Source organism: Roseibium sp. (assembly GCF_965276855.1).
Lineage (GTDB): Bacteria > Pseudomonadota > Alphaproteobacteria > Rhizobiales > Stappiaceae > Roseibium.
Genome location: NZ_OZ255700.1, coordinates 3,692,535 through 3,707,160 on the forward strand (window position 1 = coordinate 3,692,535; position 14,626 = coordinate 3,707,160).

The 14,626-nt window shown below is 57.4% G+C and carries 13 protein-coding genes; 11 read left to right on the plus strand and 2 right to left on the minus strand.

The features are described from left to right. Positions 1 to 108 precede the first annotated feature (108 nt). Positions 109 to 1,236, minus strand: coding sequence for a linear amide C-N hydrolase (locus ACQY4Z_RS17025; RefSeq protein ID WP_428523204.1), 1,128 nt, complete (start codon positions 1,234 to 1,236; stop codon positions 109 to 111). 278 nt (positions 1,237 to 1,514) lie between these two features. Continuing rightward, positions 1,515 to 2,897 carry a dihydropyrimidinase gene (gene hydA, locus ACQY4Z_RS17030; RefSeq protein ID WP_428523206.1) on the minus strand — a complete coding sequence of 461 codons (1,383 nt, stop codon included), beginning with the start codon at positions 2,895 to 2,897 and terminating at the stop codon, positions 1,515 to 1,517. Between the two features lie 92 nt (positions 2,898 to 2,989). On the opposite strand from hydA, the gene ACQY4Z_RS17035 reads away from it, so the two are divergent. The 11 genes from ACQY4Z_RS17035 to ACQY4Z_RS17085 all read left to right on the plus strand — a co-directional run bounded on the left by ACQY4Z_RS17035 (position 2,990) and on the right by ACQY4Z_RS17085 (position 14,619). Beyond that, positions 2,990 to 3,646: a GntR family transcriptional regulator gene (locus ACQY4Z_RS17035; protein ID WP_420340671.1), complete on the plus strand. Its 657-nt coding sequence runs from the start codon at positions 2,990 to 2,992 to the stop codon at positions 3,644 to 3,646. A gap of 113 nt (positions 3,647 to 3,759) precedes the next feature. Further along, on the plus strand, positions 3,760 to 4,161 hold the full coding sequence (locus ACQY4Z_RS17040; RefSeq protein WP_428523209.1) for a VOC family protein: 402 nt from the start codon (positions 3,760 to 3,762) through the stop codon (positions 4,159 to 4,161). Between the two features lie 54 nt (positions 4,162 to 4,215). Then, a complete protein-coding gene (locus ACQY4Z_RS17045) occupies positions 4,216 to 5,769 on the plus strand; it encodes an ABC transporter substrate-binding protein (protein WP_428523211.1) in 1,554 nt (517 codons plus the stop codon). A 66-nt stretch (positions 5,770 to 5,835) separates the two neighbouring features. Next, on the plus strand, positions 5,836 to 6,801 hold the full coding sequence (locus tag ACQY4Z_RS17050; protein WP_428523213.1) for an ABC transporter permease: 966 nt from the start codon (positions 5,836 to 5,838) through the stop codon (positions 6,799 to 6,801). Position 6,802: 1 nt separating this feature from the next. Then, positions 6,803 to 7,678: an ABC transporter permease gene (locus ACQY4Z_RS17055; protein WP_428523215.1), complete on the plus strand. Its 876-nt coding sequence runs from the start codon at positions 6,803 to 6,805 to the stop codon at positions 7,676 to 7,678. Beyond that, positions 7,678 to 8,667, plus strand: coding sequence for an ABC transporter ATP-binding protein (locus ACQY4Z_RS17060; RefSeq protein WP_428523217.1), 990 nt, complete (start codon positions 7,678 to 7,680; stop codon positions 8,665 to 8,667). Before ACQY4Z_RS17055 ends, ACQY4Z_RS17060 begins: the two co-directional genes overlap by 1 nt. Then, a complete protein-coding gene (locus ACQY4Z_RS17065; RefSeq protein WP_428523219.1) occupies positions 8,664 to 9,677 on the plus strand; it encodes an ABC transporter ATP-binding protein in 1,014 nt (337 codons plus the stop codon). Before ACQY4Z_RS17060 ends, ACQY4Z_RS17065 begins: the two co-directional genes overlap by 4 nt. Next, positions 9,674 to 11,110, plus strand: coding sequence for an ABC transporter substrate-binding protein (locus tag ACQY4Z_RS17070; RefSeq protein ID WP_428523221.1), 1,437 nt, complete (start codon positions 9,674 to 9,676; stop codon positions 11,108 to 11,110). The genes ACQY4Z_RS17065 and ACQY4Z_RS17070 overlap by 4 nt, the downstream gene beginning before the upstream one ends. Continuing rightward, complete coding sequence (locus tag ACQY4Z_RS17075; RefSeq protein WP_428523223.1) at positions 11,103 to 12,542, plus strand: amidohydrolase family protein; 1,440 nt, start codon at positions 11,103 to 11,105, stop codon at positions 12,540 to 12,542. Before ACQY4Z_RS17070 ends, ACQY4Z_RS17075 begins: the two co-directional genes overlap by 8 nt. Further along, positions 12,539 to 13,963 (plus strand): amidohydrolase family protein, encoded by a 1,425-nt coding sequence (locus ACQY4Z_RS17080; protein ID WP_428523225.1) that lies wholly within the window; start codon positions 12,539 to 12,541, stop codon positions 13,961 to 13,963. The genes ACQY4Z_RS17075 and ACQY4Z_RS17080 overlap by 4 nt, the downstream gene beginning before the upstream one ends. Then, the gene (locus ACQY4Z_RS17085) at positions 13,960 to 14,619 is read left to right on the plus strand and encodes an aspartate/glutamate racemase family protein (protein ID WP_428523227.1); all 660 of its coding nucleotides are present in this window, start codon (positions 13,960 to 13,962) and stop codon (positions 14,617 to 14,619) included. The genes ACQY4Z_RS17080 and ACQY4Z_RS17085 overlap by 4 nt, the downstream gene beginning before the upstream one ends. The last annotated feature ends 7 nt before the right edge of the window (positions 14,620 to 14,626 follow it).

Consider the following 14,626-nt stretch of genomic DNA (forward strand, 5'->3'; position numbering starts at 1 on the left):
GGTGACTATAGCAAGTCGCGTTTAGACGGATTCAGGTTTCGCTGCCTCTCGGTAGCGCCTAGAACGCGAAACCTGAAACGTTCTGAACTCAATTACACGCGACAGGCTCTAGTTCTGGAGATCTTTCAAAGGCACGAATGGAGGCCGTTCCGGGAGTTTGTATGAAATAATCTCTTTGTTGCCCGCGTCAAAGTCTTCAAAACTCACCGAACTAAAAGCCATCGCATCATGGGACCTGACGTAGTAGGAGCCGTTCTTGATGTCTGCCATAACGGACCATTGGGTGTAGTCGTCCGCGCTGTCTTCTCCGCCTTGTTGGGCCGCGCCGGGCTGGATCCATCCGGCAGGAATGTCGAAATTGTTCAGAACATGTTTTGTTGCCCGGAGTGCGTCGTCAGCGGTTTCTCCGGTCTTGACGCTGGCAACGAAGCTGGCCGCGCGGATAAACCGCGAAGGTGGTGTGGGGTCCCCTGGTAGACCGAGCCAGCCGGAGCCTTGACCGAAGGAATTGACTGTTTCCTCCAACGCTTCCGCGCTGTCCTTATTGACCGGGGAAAGGTTCACATAGTTGCGCAGATTGGTGATGTGCCATTCGAAGCCCGGCGAGTTGGTCATGATGCCGGTCGGATTGTCGAAAACCTTCAGCTCACCTTCAACTGGCTCAACGACAATGGAATTCCCGTTTTTGTCATGCAGCGTATAATGGAACGGCGGGACTGCACCCAGCGCCTCCAGCTTGACGCCGATTACGGTTACTTCACCTGCTGCAATCGCCTGCTTTACTTCCGCCACGGTCTGGAAGTTGGAAAGTGCCCAATACAAAAAGTCGCCGGGGGCAATTTCAGTCTTTGCTGTTTCCGCTGAGCTTTCAGCGTAGTCCGCATACCCGGGGAAATAGAGAATGCCGCCGGCAAGACCGGCATCATTCATACCATCCGAAACCAATTCCGGGTCGTCGAAGGCACTCATGGCGATCACATTGTGTTTTGCGGTCCAGCTCATCGGAGAGGTTGCGCCGGTGGCGGCCGTGTAGGCGTAACCAGCAGGAATGAGTGAAACGCCTGATTTCGTTTCGACGCCGAATTCCATCGTGCGGCCGTAAATTGGCGATCCATCCCCGGATTGCAGCACGAAGCTGGTGCATGCCTGGGCTGAACCGGGTGCCGCCAGCATTGTCGCAGCAAGGCAGGTTGACGCCAAAAACCGACGCAAGCGGGGCTTCTCAATAAATATCATTTCCATTTTCCTGTCGGAGCTAAAGCAGATGTTGATGCTATAAGGTGGTATCCGGTCTGGCCTTACCGAATGGTGTATCTTCAGTCCGTTATTGTAAAAATATATTTATAAAATAATGACTTAAAAGGTCTGGATGGAAGGCCGTCAGATGAAGTTGATCCGGGTCTGAACTGGCCGGTGCTTTGAGGACGCCATAAGGTGTCTTCGGATCGGTTGACCTTACGATCGCACTTGAACGTGATACAGGCGGCCAGTGTTGGCTTGTCGCAGGATAATCGTCATCCATCGGCAGTCATATCGAGATGGCGGCCGGTACCAGGCTGTGTAAGGATTTCACCATTTTGAACCACGATTTCGCCACGTCGTAAGACTGTCTCTGGATATCCCTTGAGAACCTCGCCGGCAAAGGGGTTGTAGCCAACGTTGTCATGAAGCGCGTCGGGGAGTTTGTGCTTCCTTTCCGCGTCCCAAATAACAAGATCAGCGTCTTTGCCGATGCCAAGCGAGCCTTTAGTTTTGAGACCAAAAACCCTCGCGGGCGCTGCCGCAGTGAGTTCGACAAACCTGGCCAAACCACCCCGGCCGTTTGAGACCATGGCGTCGAACAAGAGAGGCAAACGAAGTTCCAATCCCGGCTGGCCGTTTGCGATTTTGGGGAAAGGAGCATCCGGCCCGTGCCGGAACTTTCCATTTTCATCCATCCGGTAAGGGGCGTGATCGGAGGTCACGAGCTCGAGTTCTTGGCCGAGTGCGGCCCAAAGGGCGTCCTGATCTTCTTTCTGTCTTTGCGGCGGGCTGCAGAGGAATTTTGCGCTGTCCGGCCGATCAAGAATCTCTTCCGTTTGAAAGAGGTAATGCGTGCAGGTTTCTGCGTGGATGTTGGCACCGCGTGCTTTTGCCTTGCGGACGATTTCGACACCTTCTTGTGTTGAGATGTGGAAAATCATCACCCGCGCGCCGGTGAATTCCGAGAACCGGCACATGCGCTCGATTGCCTCGATTTCCGCAAGCCGCGGGTGAGACTGGGCGTGGTATCGCGGCGCGGTCTTGCCTTCCGCCAGGAGGGTGACTGTGGCATCCCGGATCATGGCGTCGTTTTCCGCATGCACACACACCAGCGCGCCCGCATCCTTTGCAGTGCGCAATGTGGTCAGGATTTCGCTATCCTGAAGGCGGACCTTGTCATAGGTGGTGAAGATCTTGATAGACCGATGCCCGTGAGCGATGGCTGTCTTCAGATCGCTAACGTTCTCGCCGGACGTGTCCGCAACAATCATGTGAAAGGCGTAATCCGTCATTGCGCCAGCAGCGGCAAGTTTGCTGTAGTCGGCCAAGACATCGCGAATGCGCATGCCCGGGTGCTGTGCGGCAAAGGACACTGTGGTTGTTGTGCCGCCATGGAGAGCCGACCGGGTTGCTGTTTCGAAGGTGTCGGCATTCATCACGCCGGCTCCGGACATCTGTTCGATATGGCAGTGGGTATCCACGCCACCAGGCAAGACAATGCGCCCCCGGGCGTCGATTTCCGTGTTTCCTTTGGGTAAGTTGAGGCCGGTTGCTGCAATGCGCCCATTCACAATGGCAATATCACCCTCGGCGTGCCCTAGTGAATCTCCAAGAACGCCATTGCGGATCACTGTGTCGTAAACGGGTGGGGTCATGCATCGCTCCTCTTTGCAAAATCAGAATACGCTTGGTATACCAAAGATGCAAACGCGACCTGTAAAAGGCGCTATTTAGGTGTAGGAAACTCATGCCGGTACAACAGGCAGCAGAGCCAAATTTAACAGAGCATACCTTGGAGCGGCTTCGCAAGATGATCCTTTGCGGTGATCTCGCGGCTGGTACGCCTTTGCAAGAGCGCGCCTTTGCGGAGCGTCTCGGTGTGTCGCGGACACCTCTTCGGGAAGCAATAACCCGATTGATCACGGAAGGTCTCGTCACTCGAAGTGCGCGGGGGACGCCGACTGTTTCCCGGATTTCGGTGTCCGAAATCGTTGAGATATTGCATGTGCGACGTTTGTTGGAATGCGAGGCGGCGCGGCAGGCAGCCAGCGTCAACTCTGCCCCCGAGGATTGGTTGAACTTCAAGGCTACGATTGAGAAATTCCTTGCAAATGATCGGCCGGACGCTGTTACCCATGCCGATTTTGATTTTGATTTACACATGCATATTGCCAAAACCGCCGGATCCAAACTGCTGGCAGAGATGATCCAGGGCCTGAAGCTTAAAACCCGTATTTTCGATCAGGGGGAAATCCCGTCGCGTTTTGAGCCTGGTGCCCGTGAGCACCTTGAAATCATAGACGCAATTCTTGCCCGCGACCCGGATGCAGCCGAAGCTGCCATGCGCCGGCATATCGAAAATGCCCGCGAAGCGATCCTGGCACACATTCATCGGCTCTCCTGACTAAATATTAGTCAAACCCAATTTTTAACCCGCGCAAGTCTCTTGCGCGGGTTTTTGCTGCATTGACACCTGGAGTTCCGTTGGTATACCAATGGTGTTCGAGAGGATTTCTTATGTCGATTGCCCTTGAGATGCCGGCCGCGCCGGAGCTTCAAATCACGTTCTTGTATTTCCATGATGTGCCACGCGCTCAAGAGTTCTATGAGCGTGTGCTGGGCGCAAGGCTTGCCATCGATCAAGGCTGGTCAAAGATTTATCAGCTGGCCGGCGCAGCGCATGTTGGTCTGGTCGATCAATCGCGCGGTGCCAAGCGGGCAAGCGTCGACAAGCCGGTGCAGCTTTGCCTTCGGGTTCCTGATGTTGATGCCTGGCATGATTGGGCGCGGGCCCAAAAGGTTGCGGCATTGACTGATCCGCGTGACAGCGCAGAGCTCGGGATCCGAGCGTTCGTTTTCGATGATCCGGAAGGCTATCAGATTGAGATTCAGTCCGTCCTCAAGAGGACGGCTGCATAACCAGAAGGGCGGTCAACGCCTGTCACCCTACCAGAACCCAAAGGGGACAAAGATATGTCTACAATTAATACTGCGCTTCGGGCGTTGGCGGCGTCCGTGTGTTTAGCGGCTCTTACAGTTGGGGCGGCCTCGGCCGAAAAGAGCCTGACAATTGGCTTGACCTCGGATGCGACCCACATGGATCCGCAGGCCGGGGAGGAGCTCTCCTCCAACATCATGTTTTATCATATTTACGACCCGCTCGTCCGCCGCACGCCGGATCTGACCTTTGAGCCCGGCCTGGCCGAAAGCTGGGAGCTGATTGACGACACGACCTGGCATTTCAAGTTGCGCGACGGCGTCAAGTTCCACGATGGCGACGAGCTGAAGGCCTCTGATGTCGTCTACACGCTCAACCGCCTCAAGGAATCCCTGATGGTCAATCTTGCGGCCAATATCGAGAGCTTCAAAGCGATTGACGATCGCACCGTCGAGATCAAGACGCCTGCGCCTTATGCGGCGCTTCCCAATGACCTTGCCGCGATTTTGATCCTGTCCGAAGACCATGTGAACAAGGTCGGCAACGATGGTCTGGAACAGAACCCGATGGGAACCGGGCCGTACAAACTCGTCGATTGGGTCCGGGAGGACAAGGTCGAACTCGAGGCCTTTGACGACTACTACATGGGTGAGGCCGAGATCGAGAACGTGACGTTCCGCCCGATAACTAATCCGGCGACCCGGACTGCAGCTCTGCTGACCGGTGAAGTCGATATCGTACAGGATTTGGCAGTTCGGGATGTCGAGCGCGTGAAAGGCGAAGGCGGTTTCGAAGTGGTCACGCGTCCCTCACTCTTGAACCTCGTCCTTGCGCTCGACATGCGGGAAAAAAGCCCGACCATTGACGGTAAAAACCCGATGACAGATCGGCGGGTTCGTGAGGCCATGGCTCGTGCAATCGATGTCACCGCTCTTCAGCGTGCGATCATGGGCGGCCTGTCCACGCCTTCCGAACAGTATGTTCCATCCAGTCATGTGGGGTTTGTCGATGGCCTGAACTTCCGCGAGATGTACCCCTATGACCTTGAAAAGGCTAAGGAGTTGATGGCGGAGGCCGGTGTTGATGGCTTCACCCTGACGCTGGACGCAACCAACAACCGTTATGTCAATGATGCCCAAATTGCCCAGGCACTTGCGGGCATGCTCGCCAAAATCGGTGTCAATGTAGAGCTCAACGTGATGCCGAAATCCAACTTCTGGGGCTACATCCGCGTTCCAACTGAAAATTCCAGCTTCATCATGTCCGGCTGGGACGTGCCTTCCGGAGATGCGGGTTCCATGTACGGCGCGCTTTTCTACAGCCGGGACAAGCGCGAGGGCTATGGTCAGGTCAATCGCGGCAGCTACTCCAATGCGGAAGTTGATGCTCTGATCGACAAGGCAGACAGCACGGCCAAGGTCGAAGAGCGGGACGCGCATCTTCAAGAGGCCACGAAGATCCTCATGCGCGACATTCCGATGATCCCGGTTCACTACGAACAGGACATTTACGGTGCGCGCGACGGAATCGAGTTCACTCCGCGCACGGACAAATTCCTGTGGGCCTACGACATGGACGTGGCCCAATAAAACGCAGCTGCGGGGTGCTTGTTGCATCCCGCATCTTCTTGAGGGGAATTGGGGAGGTCCGCCAACGTGCTGGGCTATATCATCAAGCGGCTCATTCAGATGCTGATAGTGCTCTGGGCCGTGTCTATCATCGTGTTTTTGATGATGAGTTTCACCGGTGATCCGGTGTTCATGGTTGTGCCGATTGACGCGACCGATGCCGAGATCGAACAGGCCCGCCGCATTCTCGGGCTCGATCGCTCGCTGCCGGAACAGTATCTTATTTTTGTGCAGAACATGCTGCAGGGAGACTTCGGTCGCTCGTACGTCTTTCGCGAACCGGCTCTCGACCTGATTCTGGAACGCTTACCCGCGACCCTCGAATTGGTGCTCGTTGCCATGGCGATGTCAGCGCTTGTCGCCATCCCGCTTGGCGTTTATGCCGGGGCGAATCCGGGCCGGTTTTCCAGCCGGTCAATTATGTCTGGGTCGCTGCTCGGGATTTCCTTGCCGAGCTTCTGGGTCGGCATGATGCTGATCTTCCTGTTTGCGGTGAAATGGCGGATTTTCCCATCTTCCGGGCGCGGTGACACTGAAGCGTTCCTTGGTGTGCAATGGTCCATTCTGACTGCTGATGGGTGGAGCCATGTGATCTTGCCGTCTTTGACGCTGTCTTTTGCGACTATGGCAATGCTGTTGCGCATCACCCGTGCCGGGATGATGGAAGTGACCCGTCAGGACTACATGAAATTCGCAAGGGCCAAGGGTGTCTCCCGGCGTGGTGTTCTCTATGGGCACGGTCTGCGCAATGCTCTGATCCCGGTGGTGACGATATTCGGGATTCAGCTGGGCGATCTGATTGCCTTTGCCACCATCACGGAGACCATTTTTGCCTGGCCGGGTCTCGGCAAACTCCTGATCGATTCCATCTACCGTGCGGATCGTCCGGTAATCGTTGTCTACCTGATGCTGGTGGCGGTGATCTTCGTGGTGATCAATCTCATTGTCGACATCGTTTACACGCTGATCGACCCGCGCATCACGGTGAAATGACATGATGACCGCGTTTTTCTCCTCCGAGTTTTTCTCAAATTACCGCCGCAACGCATCGGCAATCGCTGGAAGCCTGATCCTTGTCTGCTTCGTTGTCATTGTCCTGTTCGGACCGTTTCTGGTGGCGCAGGATCCTTATGATATCGCAGCTCTGGATCTGATGGACAGTTACAAACCCCCGGCCTGGTTGTCGGGCGGAGATCCACGTTTCCTGCTCGGCACGGATGGCCAGGGAAGGGACGTTCTAGCGGCGATCTTCTACGGCACACGCATCTCCGTGATGATTGGTGTCACCGCGATGGTGTGTTCGCTGATGCTCGGGACGTTGGTTGGCCTGTTGGCCGGCTATTTTGGCGGACGCGTGGATGCTTTCATGATGCGGGTGGCCGACATACAGCTGTCCTTTCCGTCCATGCTGATCGCCTTGTTCCTGATGTCCGCATTCGGCACCGGCATCGACAAGGTCCTGATCGCCCTGACGGCGGTTGGCTGGGTTGTCTATGCACGGACGGTTCGTGGGCAAACCCTCTCGGAAGTTGGCCGCGAATATGTCCAAGCCGCCCGTGTGTCCGGACTGCGCGACGGCAAGATCATTGGCCGTCATATTCTCCCAAACGTGACGACGCCTTTAATTGTTGTTGCCACCGTTCAGGTCGGCACATTCATCCTGATTGAAGCGAGCCTGTCGTTTCTGGGGGTCGGCGTACCCATTACACAGCCGTCCCTCGGCCTCCTGATCAAGAACGGTTTTGATGTGCTGTTTTCCGGGCTCTGGTGGGTATCCGTATTCCCCGGCCTGTTTATCATGGCTCTGGTGTTCGGCATCAACCTGTTCGGCGACTTTCTGCGTGACGAACTCAATCCAAGGCTGAAGTGATGGAACACACGCAAGAACCACTTCTCAAGGTCGCGGATCTGCGGACGCACTTCCACACCTTTGCCGGAACGGTGAAGGCCGTTGACGGCGTTTCTTTCCAGATCGGCAAGGGCGAAATCATGGGTCTCGTCGGCGAATCTGGTGGCGGCAAATCCGTGGTCGGGTTTTCCATACTCGGTCTGATTGATCCGCCTGGCCGGATCGAAGGCGGGCAGATCGCGTTTGACGGCGAAAATCTGGCGGGGGCTTCTGAAGACCGGCTGCGTCAGATCCGGGGCAAGGAGATCGCAATGATCTTCCAGGATCCGATGACGTCGCTCAATCCGCTGCACACCATCGGGCGGCAAATGGACGAAATGCTGCGCCTTCATACGGACCTGGACAAGGCCGCGCGCCGCAAGCGCTGCATTCAGATGCTCGAGGATGTGGGGATCAATCAGGCCGCCGACCGCCTGTCGTCCTATCCGCATCAGTTTTCAGGTGGCATGCGCCAGCGCGTGGTGATCGCGATTGCCATGCTCGCCGAACCGCGTCTTATCGTTGCCGACGAGCCAACGACTGCGCTGGATGTCACCATACAGGCCCAAATCCTGAAGTTGATCAAGCGACAGGTGCGCGAGCATGGGGCATCGATGATCCTTGTGACCCACGATCTGGCCGTTGTTGCCGAAATGGCGGACCACATCACGGTGCTTTATTGCGGCAAGGTCGTGGAACGCGGCCCGACACGCGTGGTCATCGATACGCCGCGGCACCCGTATACAGCAGGCCTGATTGCGTCGATCCCGGATCCATCGGATCGCAAGCACCGGCTGGATCAGATCCCGGGAGCCGTTCCCGACATTCGCAAACTGCCGAAAGGCTGCAATTTTCAGGACCGATGTCCTCGGGCACAGGCGCGCTGCGCAGAGATCGAGCCGGTTTTGGCAGAGCAGGACACAGGCCGGTTAACCGCCTGTCATTTTCCAGTCGAAGAGGAACCGGCATGACGGCGATGTTACAGGTCAAATGCCTTGAACAGCGGTTCGACATTGGCGGCGGACTTCTGGACCGGCTGAAATTTGAAAAGGGCCGGTTGCGTGCGCCCAAGCGGGTGGTTCATGCGGTCAATGGCGTGTCTTTTGAAGTGAAGGAAGGCGAGGTGCTTGCTCTTGTCGGGGAGTCTGGGTGTGGCAAGTCGACGGTCGCAAAGACCATCGCCCGCATTCATAACCCGACAGCTGGAACCGTCAGTATTGAAGGCGAAGACATCCAGGACTTGTCGCCAAAGGAGCTGCTGCCGGTCCGCTCGAAAATGCAGATGATCTTCCAGGATCCCTATGCGTCCTTGAACCCGCGGCAGAAGGTGCGCGACATCGTGGCAGAGCCGCTGGCCGAGCAAACCGGCAGCTGGGCCCAAGCGCATGCTCGAACGCAAGAGCTGTTGGCGCGTGTGGGGCTCAACACCGAGCATGCAGGACGCTATCCTCACCAATTCTCCGGCGGTCAGCGCCAGCGGATTGGCATTGCCCGGGCTCTGTCGGTTAACCCGAAGCTGATTATTGCGGATGAACCCGTTTCCGCACTCGATGTGTCCATCCAGGCGCAGATCCTTAACTTGATGATGGACCTCCGGGATGAATTTGGCCTGGCCTATCTGTTCATCAGTCACGACCTGAGTGTCGTCCATCACATCGCCGACAGGGTCGCGGTGATGTATCTGGGATTCATTGTCGAAACAGCACCCCGCGACCGGATTTTTTCAGCTCCCCGTCATCCCTATACGCGCGCGCTCCTGTCGGCGGCACCATCTCTGGATCCGGCTAAAAAATCGACCCAGCTGGATCTGAAAGGGGAAGTGCCGTCGGCCCTGTCTCTGCCGTCCGGATGCTGCTTTCGTACGCGCTGTCCGTTTACCTGGGAGCGGTGTGCTGTCGAACGCCCGGTGTTGAAGGAAAATGGTGTCGGGCAGCAGATCGCCTGTCATCTGATTGATGAGCCGGCGCGGGACGTGGCATGAGCGTGACAATTCTCCAGGCCCGCACACCCTTGGGTGATCCGCACGACTGTACCGATGCGGCAGATGAACTCAGCGTGCTTGGCGCAATTTACGACACCTTGGTGCGGCTTGAGGGAACAAAGTTCGTTCCCGGCCTTGCCGAGTGCTGGCAAGTGTCCGGCGGCGGACGCATCTGGCGGTTTTTCCTTCGCAGCGGCGTGACCTTCCACGATGGAACGGAATGCGATGCCGCCGCTGTTCAGGCCTCGCTTGAACGGATGGCGCGGGAGGACAAGGGCTACACGCTCGGCTCACCAGCCGTTTGGCGCCAGTATCTTGAAGGGGCGGTGTATGCAGCGTCTGGTCTTGCACTGACCGTCACACTTGCTGAACCCATGGCCGACTTTTGTGATGTCTTGGTTCAAGCGTTTGTTGTTGCCCCAAGTGCATTTGAGGCATTGGATGCCGGCGACCGAAGCGCCCATTGCGGCACGGGGCCTTTCCGGCTTGCGGGTCGCTCGGAAGACACGCTGGTGCTGGAGGCATCTGGCGTGCGTCACTGGCCCAAGCCGAAAAACACATCCCTTCGCATCGCCCGCGAGCCCGACGCCGACAAGCGTTTGGCGGCTGTTGCGGCGGGCGAGGCACTGATGGCCGCAGCCATCCCCCCTCATGCAGAAAGGCACGGTGTTGCGCTTCACACCTACCGGGCGCCGGTCGCGATCATCTATCTCTTGAATGTTGACAAGGGACCCTTGCGCGATCCGAGAGTGCGCAAGGCACTGAGCCTTGCGGTTGACCGGGACGCTGTCGTTCAGGGCGTGCTTGGAGGCGCGGGCGAAATTCTCCATGGGTTTGTCAGTCCCGCGCACTTTGGAGCGGATGCTGCACAGCGTGTGCCGCACGACCCCGATACCGCCCGACAGCTGCTCCGCGACGCCGGATACAAAGATGGATTGGAGCTTGCCGTTGATTGTCCGACACGCCTGCCGGATGAGGCGCAGCACTTGACGGATGTGTTGGCCAAACAGCTCGCCAATATCGGGATCCGGTTGTCCGTTCAAATCCACGAAGATCGTGAAGCTTATGCACACATGGTTCGGCGCAAAGAGATCCGGGATCTGTGCGTGTTCGATTCCAGTCCGATGTCCACCTTCCGGGTGCTCTACGAGAAGATCGACAGTCGGATTGCCGGGGCCTGGTGGCAGGGATACTGCAACACCGCCGTTGAAGCTTTGATCGACCGGGGACGCGAGACCGACAATTCTGCAGAACGTGAGGCGATTTACCGGGAGGCGTACCGTCTTCTTCAACAAGACCCGGCGTGGCTGACACTCTACAATCCACTGCGTGCCGTTGCATTTTCCAGAGATATCACGGGGTTTTCCATGCCGGTTGATGGTGTTCCTAACTTGCGCGCACTTCCCGATTTGACAGGAGCCGCGCATGGCTGACCTCTTAATCCTTGGCGGTACCGTAATCCCAGTCGACTCAGAGCGCCGGATCATTGATAACGGCGCCATTGCCATTGAGGACGGCAAGATCCTCAAAGTCGGTACACATGATGAGGTTACCGCAGAACACGATGCTCCCCGCCGGATCGACGCAACAGGAAAGGTGATCATTCCCGGCTTGATTGACGTCCATGCACACGCTGGACATGCGCTTATCAAGACCATGTCCATGCATGACGGCGATGCCTGGGAAGCACTGTGCGGTGAAGTTTACACGACCGGATCAACACCGGACTACTGGAATGCCGAAGCGCGCCTTGCCGCACTGGAACGCATCCGTTTTGGGGTAACCTGCGGTTTGTCACTTCTCGGCGGCGGCGATACGATCATGCGGACCGACACGCAAGAGTATGGTGATGCCCATATGGAAGGCGTGCGCGCACTCGGCGGGCGCACGGTCATGGCTGTCGGCCCAACCCGTGCGCCGCACCCGTTGGTGTATTCCGATGGCGGCAAAGATCCGCATCCGGTGGATTTTGATACGCAGTTTGGAACCAGCCTCGACCTGCTGTCGCGATGGCACGACGCAGACAACGGGCGGCTCAATGTCGCGCTGCTTTATCCGGTACTGCGGGACGAACACGAACACACAATGCCGGTTGATGTTTATGTGACGGCCTGCAAACAATCGCAGCGCGTTGCACAGGCTGCTCGGGAAGTTGATGTCGTCTTTACACAGGACGGGCATCAGGGCGGGTCCATCCGAAGGGCTCAAAAACTCGGGCTTTTGGCTGAGAATGCGCTGCTGTCCCACGCAGTCAACCTACATGACGACGAGATTGTTCTATGTGCGGACACCGGAACAAAAATCGCCCATAATCCATCGGCCGTTGCCTCCATCATGGGCCGGTGTCCGGCGATCGAATTGATGGATCAAGGTGTGACCGTCGCGCTGGGCTCTGACGCAACCGCGCCGGACCGGTCCTCGGACATGTTCCGCCACATGCAACAGGCCATGCACTATCATCGCCGCCATTTCCGCGACCCAAGTGTGCTTCCACCGGGCCGGGCACTAGAAATGGCAACGATAGAAGGCGCGCGGGCGCTTGGACTGGAAGACCGGATCGGATCGCTGGAACCGGGTAAGGATGCCGATATCGTGCTGGTGGATATCCGCCGTCCGCACCTTTACCCGCCGAATATGCCGGCGCATCGGCTGGTCTGTTTTGCAAACGGCAACGACGTCGACACAGTACTTGTGCAGGGCGAGGTCGTTGTTGAAGGTGGCAAGGCCACCAAGGCTTGCGAGGAGGCGATCTTGCGGGATGCTGCCCTTGAGGCCGAGCGTATGATCGACCGGACAAACAGCACATCCGCGCTGACTGTCCCGAAGGGCTTTTGGTCCTCACAACGCTACGGAGCAAGCGCATGAACGTGACGGTTATCCGCAAGGCTTCTTGGGTGGTTCGGTGGGAAGGTGGCAAGCATGTCTACGGGCGGGACCTGGACGTTGCTTTTGACAACAGCGGGATCCTGCATGTGGGGGCTGCGTGGCAAGGCATTGCGGATCTTGAAGTGGACGGGCGCAACCGGCTGATCATGCCGGGATTGGTCAATATACATTGCCATTCCGGAGACGAGCCGCTTGCCAAGGGGCTCTTCGATGACACCGGAACACCGCAGCTTTGGGGCAATGCCCTATATGAGTTTTCGACGCTGATCGATTCTGATGCCGATGCGAAGGCCGCCTGCCAAACCTTGATGTTGTCGGAACTTCTCGCCTCGGGCGTGACCTCCTGCCTCGATATAGCGGGTGATCACCCGCGTTGGCTCGGCATTGCCGCCGAAAGCGGCCTCAGGGTTTGGCTTGCCCCAGGTTTCCGCCAGGCCCGCTGGCGGCTAACAGAAGGAAAGGCACTGGACTATGAGTGGGATGAGGCCGCAGGAGACACTGCGCGCGATGAAGCCCTATCGGTTCTCGATCGGTTGGCGGTTGATGGCAGTGGCCGGTTGACCGGCGTGGTGGCACCGTCCCAGATCGATACGTGCCATCCGGATTTTCTGGTCCGGGCTCTGGATGAAGCCAGATCCCGCAAATTGCGGCTGACGGTTCACGCTGCCCAAACGATGGCGGAGGTCACGGAACTCTATCGCCGCCATGGCAAGGGGCCCGTTTCCTTGCTGCAGGAAATCGGTGTTCTTGGCCCAGATGTGATCTTGGGGCATGGCATCTGTCTGGATCATCACCCCTTAACCCGTGCGCGGACAGCAAAGGACCTTGAAACGCTGGCCGCAACAGGGACAAATATTGCTCATTGCCCCGTGACTTTCGCACGCTCCGGACAAGGTATGGAAAGTCTCGGCCGGTACTTAAGAGCAGGAGTCAATGTGGGGATTGGAACCGACACCATTCCTTTCAACATGCTCGAGGAAATGCGCGAGGCCATAATTCAGTCTCGGTGCCGGTCCGGCGATTTCGCAGACATCAATACGGCCGAGGTTTTTCATGCAGCGACCGTTCGCGGTGCACAGGCGCTGGGTCGCAGTGATCTTGGCCGTTTGTTCCCCGGGGCTGCGGCTGATGTTGTTTCCGTCGACCTGACGGCCCCATCCATGCGACCGGTGCACGATCCCTTGCGCAGCCTGATTTATGCAGCGGCTGAACGTGCAGTTCGGGATGTCTGGGTTGCCGGCCGGCATGTGCTGGACAATGGTAAGCCCATAGGGCTCGATACTGCCGGAGCATTGGCCGAGATTGATGCGGCACAGGCGCGGGCGATCAGGGTCGCGGAGAATACAAAAGGGTGCAGTTTTAATGCTATCGCGCCCCGCTGCCTGGAGATGCCTGCATGACCATCTATGTGATCAATCCCAACAGTTCAGAACATGTCACAGACGGGATTGATGATGCCATTGCTCCAATGCGTCAGATATCACCGGTTCCGATTTCCTGCCTCACCCTCAAGGAGGGGCCTGCGGGGATTGAAACGCAGGCACATGTCGATGGCGTTGTTGGTCCCCTCCTGAAGCTTGCCAGCGGCTTGCAAGAAGATGCCTCTGCTTTTGTGGTTGCTTGTTTCTCAGACCCAGGTCTGGCGGCGCTTCGGGAGGCGCAGACCGTACCGGTTCTCGGCATTGCGGAAAGCGCCTACCTCCAGGCCATGATGCTGGGTCAACGTTTTGGGATCTTGTCTTTGGGCCGCGCTTCCATTCAGCGGCATATACGGTATCTCGGGGCTCTTGGTATTCGGGACCGGCTGGCCGCGGATCTGCCGCTCGGGCTCGGTGTTCTGGATCTCGCGGATGCGGACAGGACCGTCGCCCGATTGGCAGAGGTTGGCGAAACGCTGAGAGATCAATTTGGCGCCGATGTCCTCATCACGGGATGTGCGGGGATGGCGCAATATCGAACACTGCTTGAAGAAAAGACAGGTTTGCCGGTTGTCGATCCGTGTCAGGCAGCAACAGCTGCCGCGATCGGTCAACTGGCGCTGAGAACCTGCGGATAACAAAGGG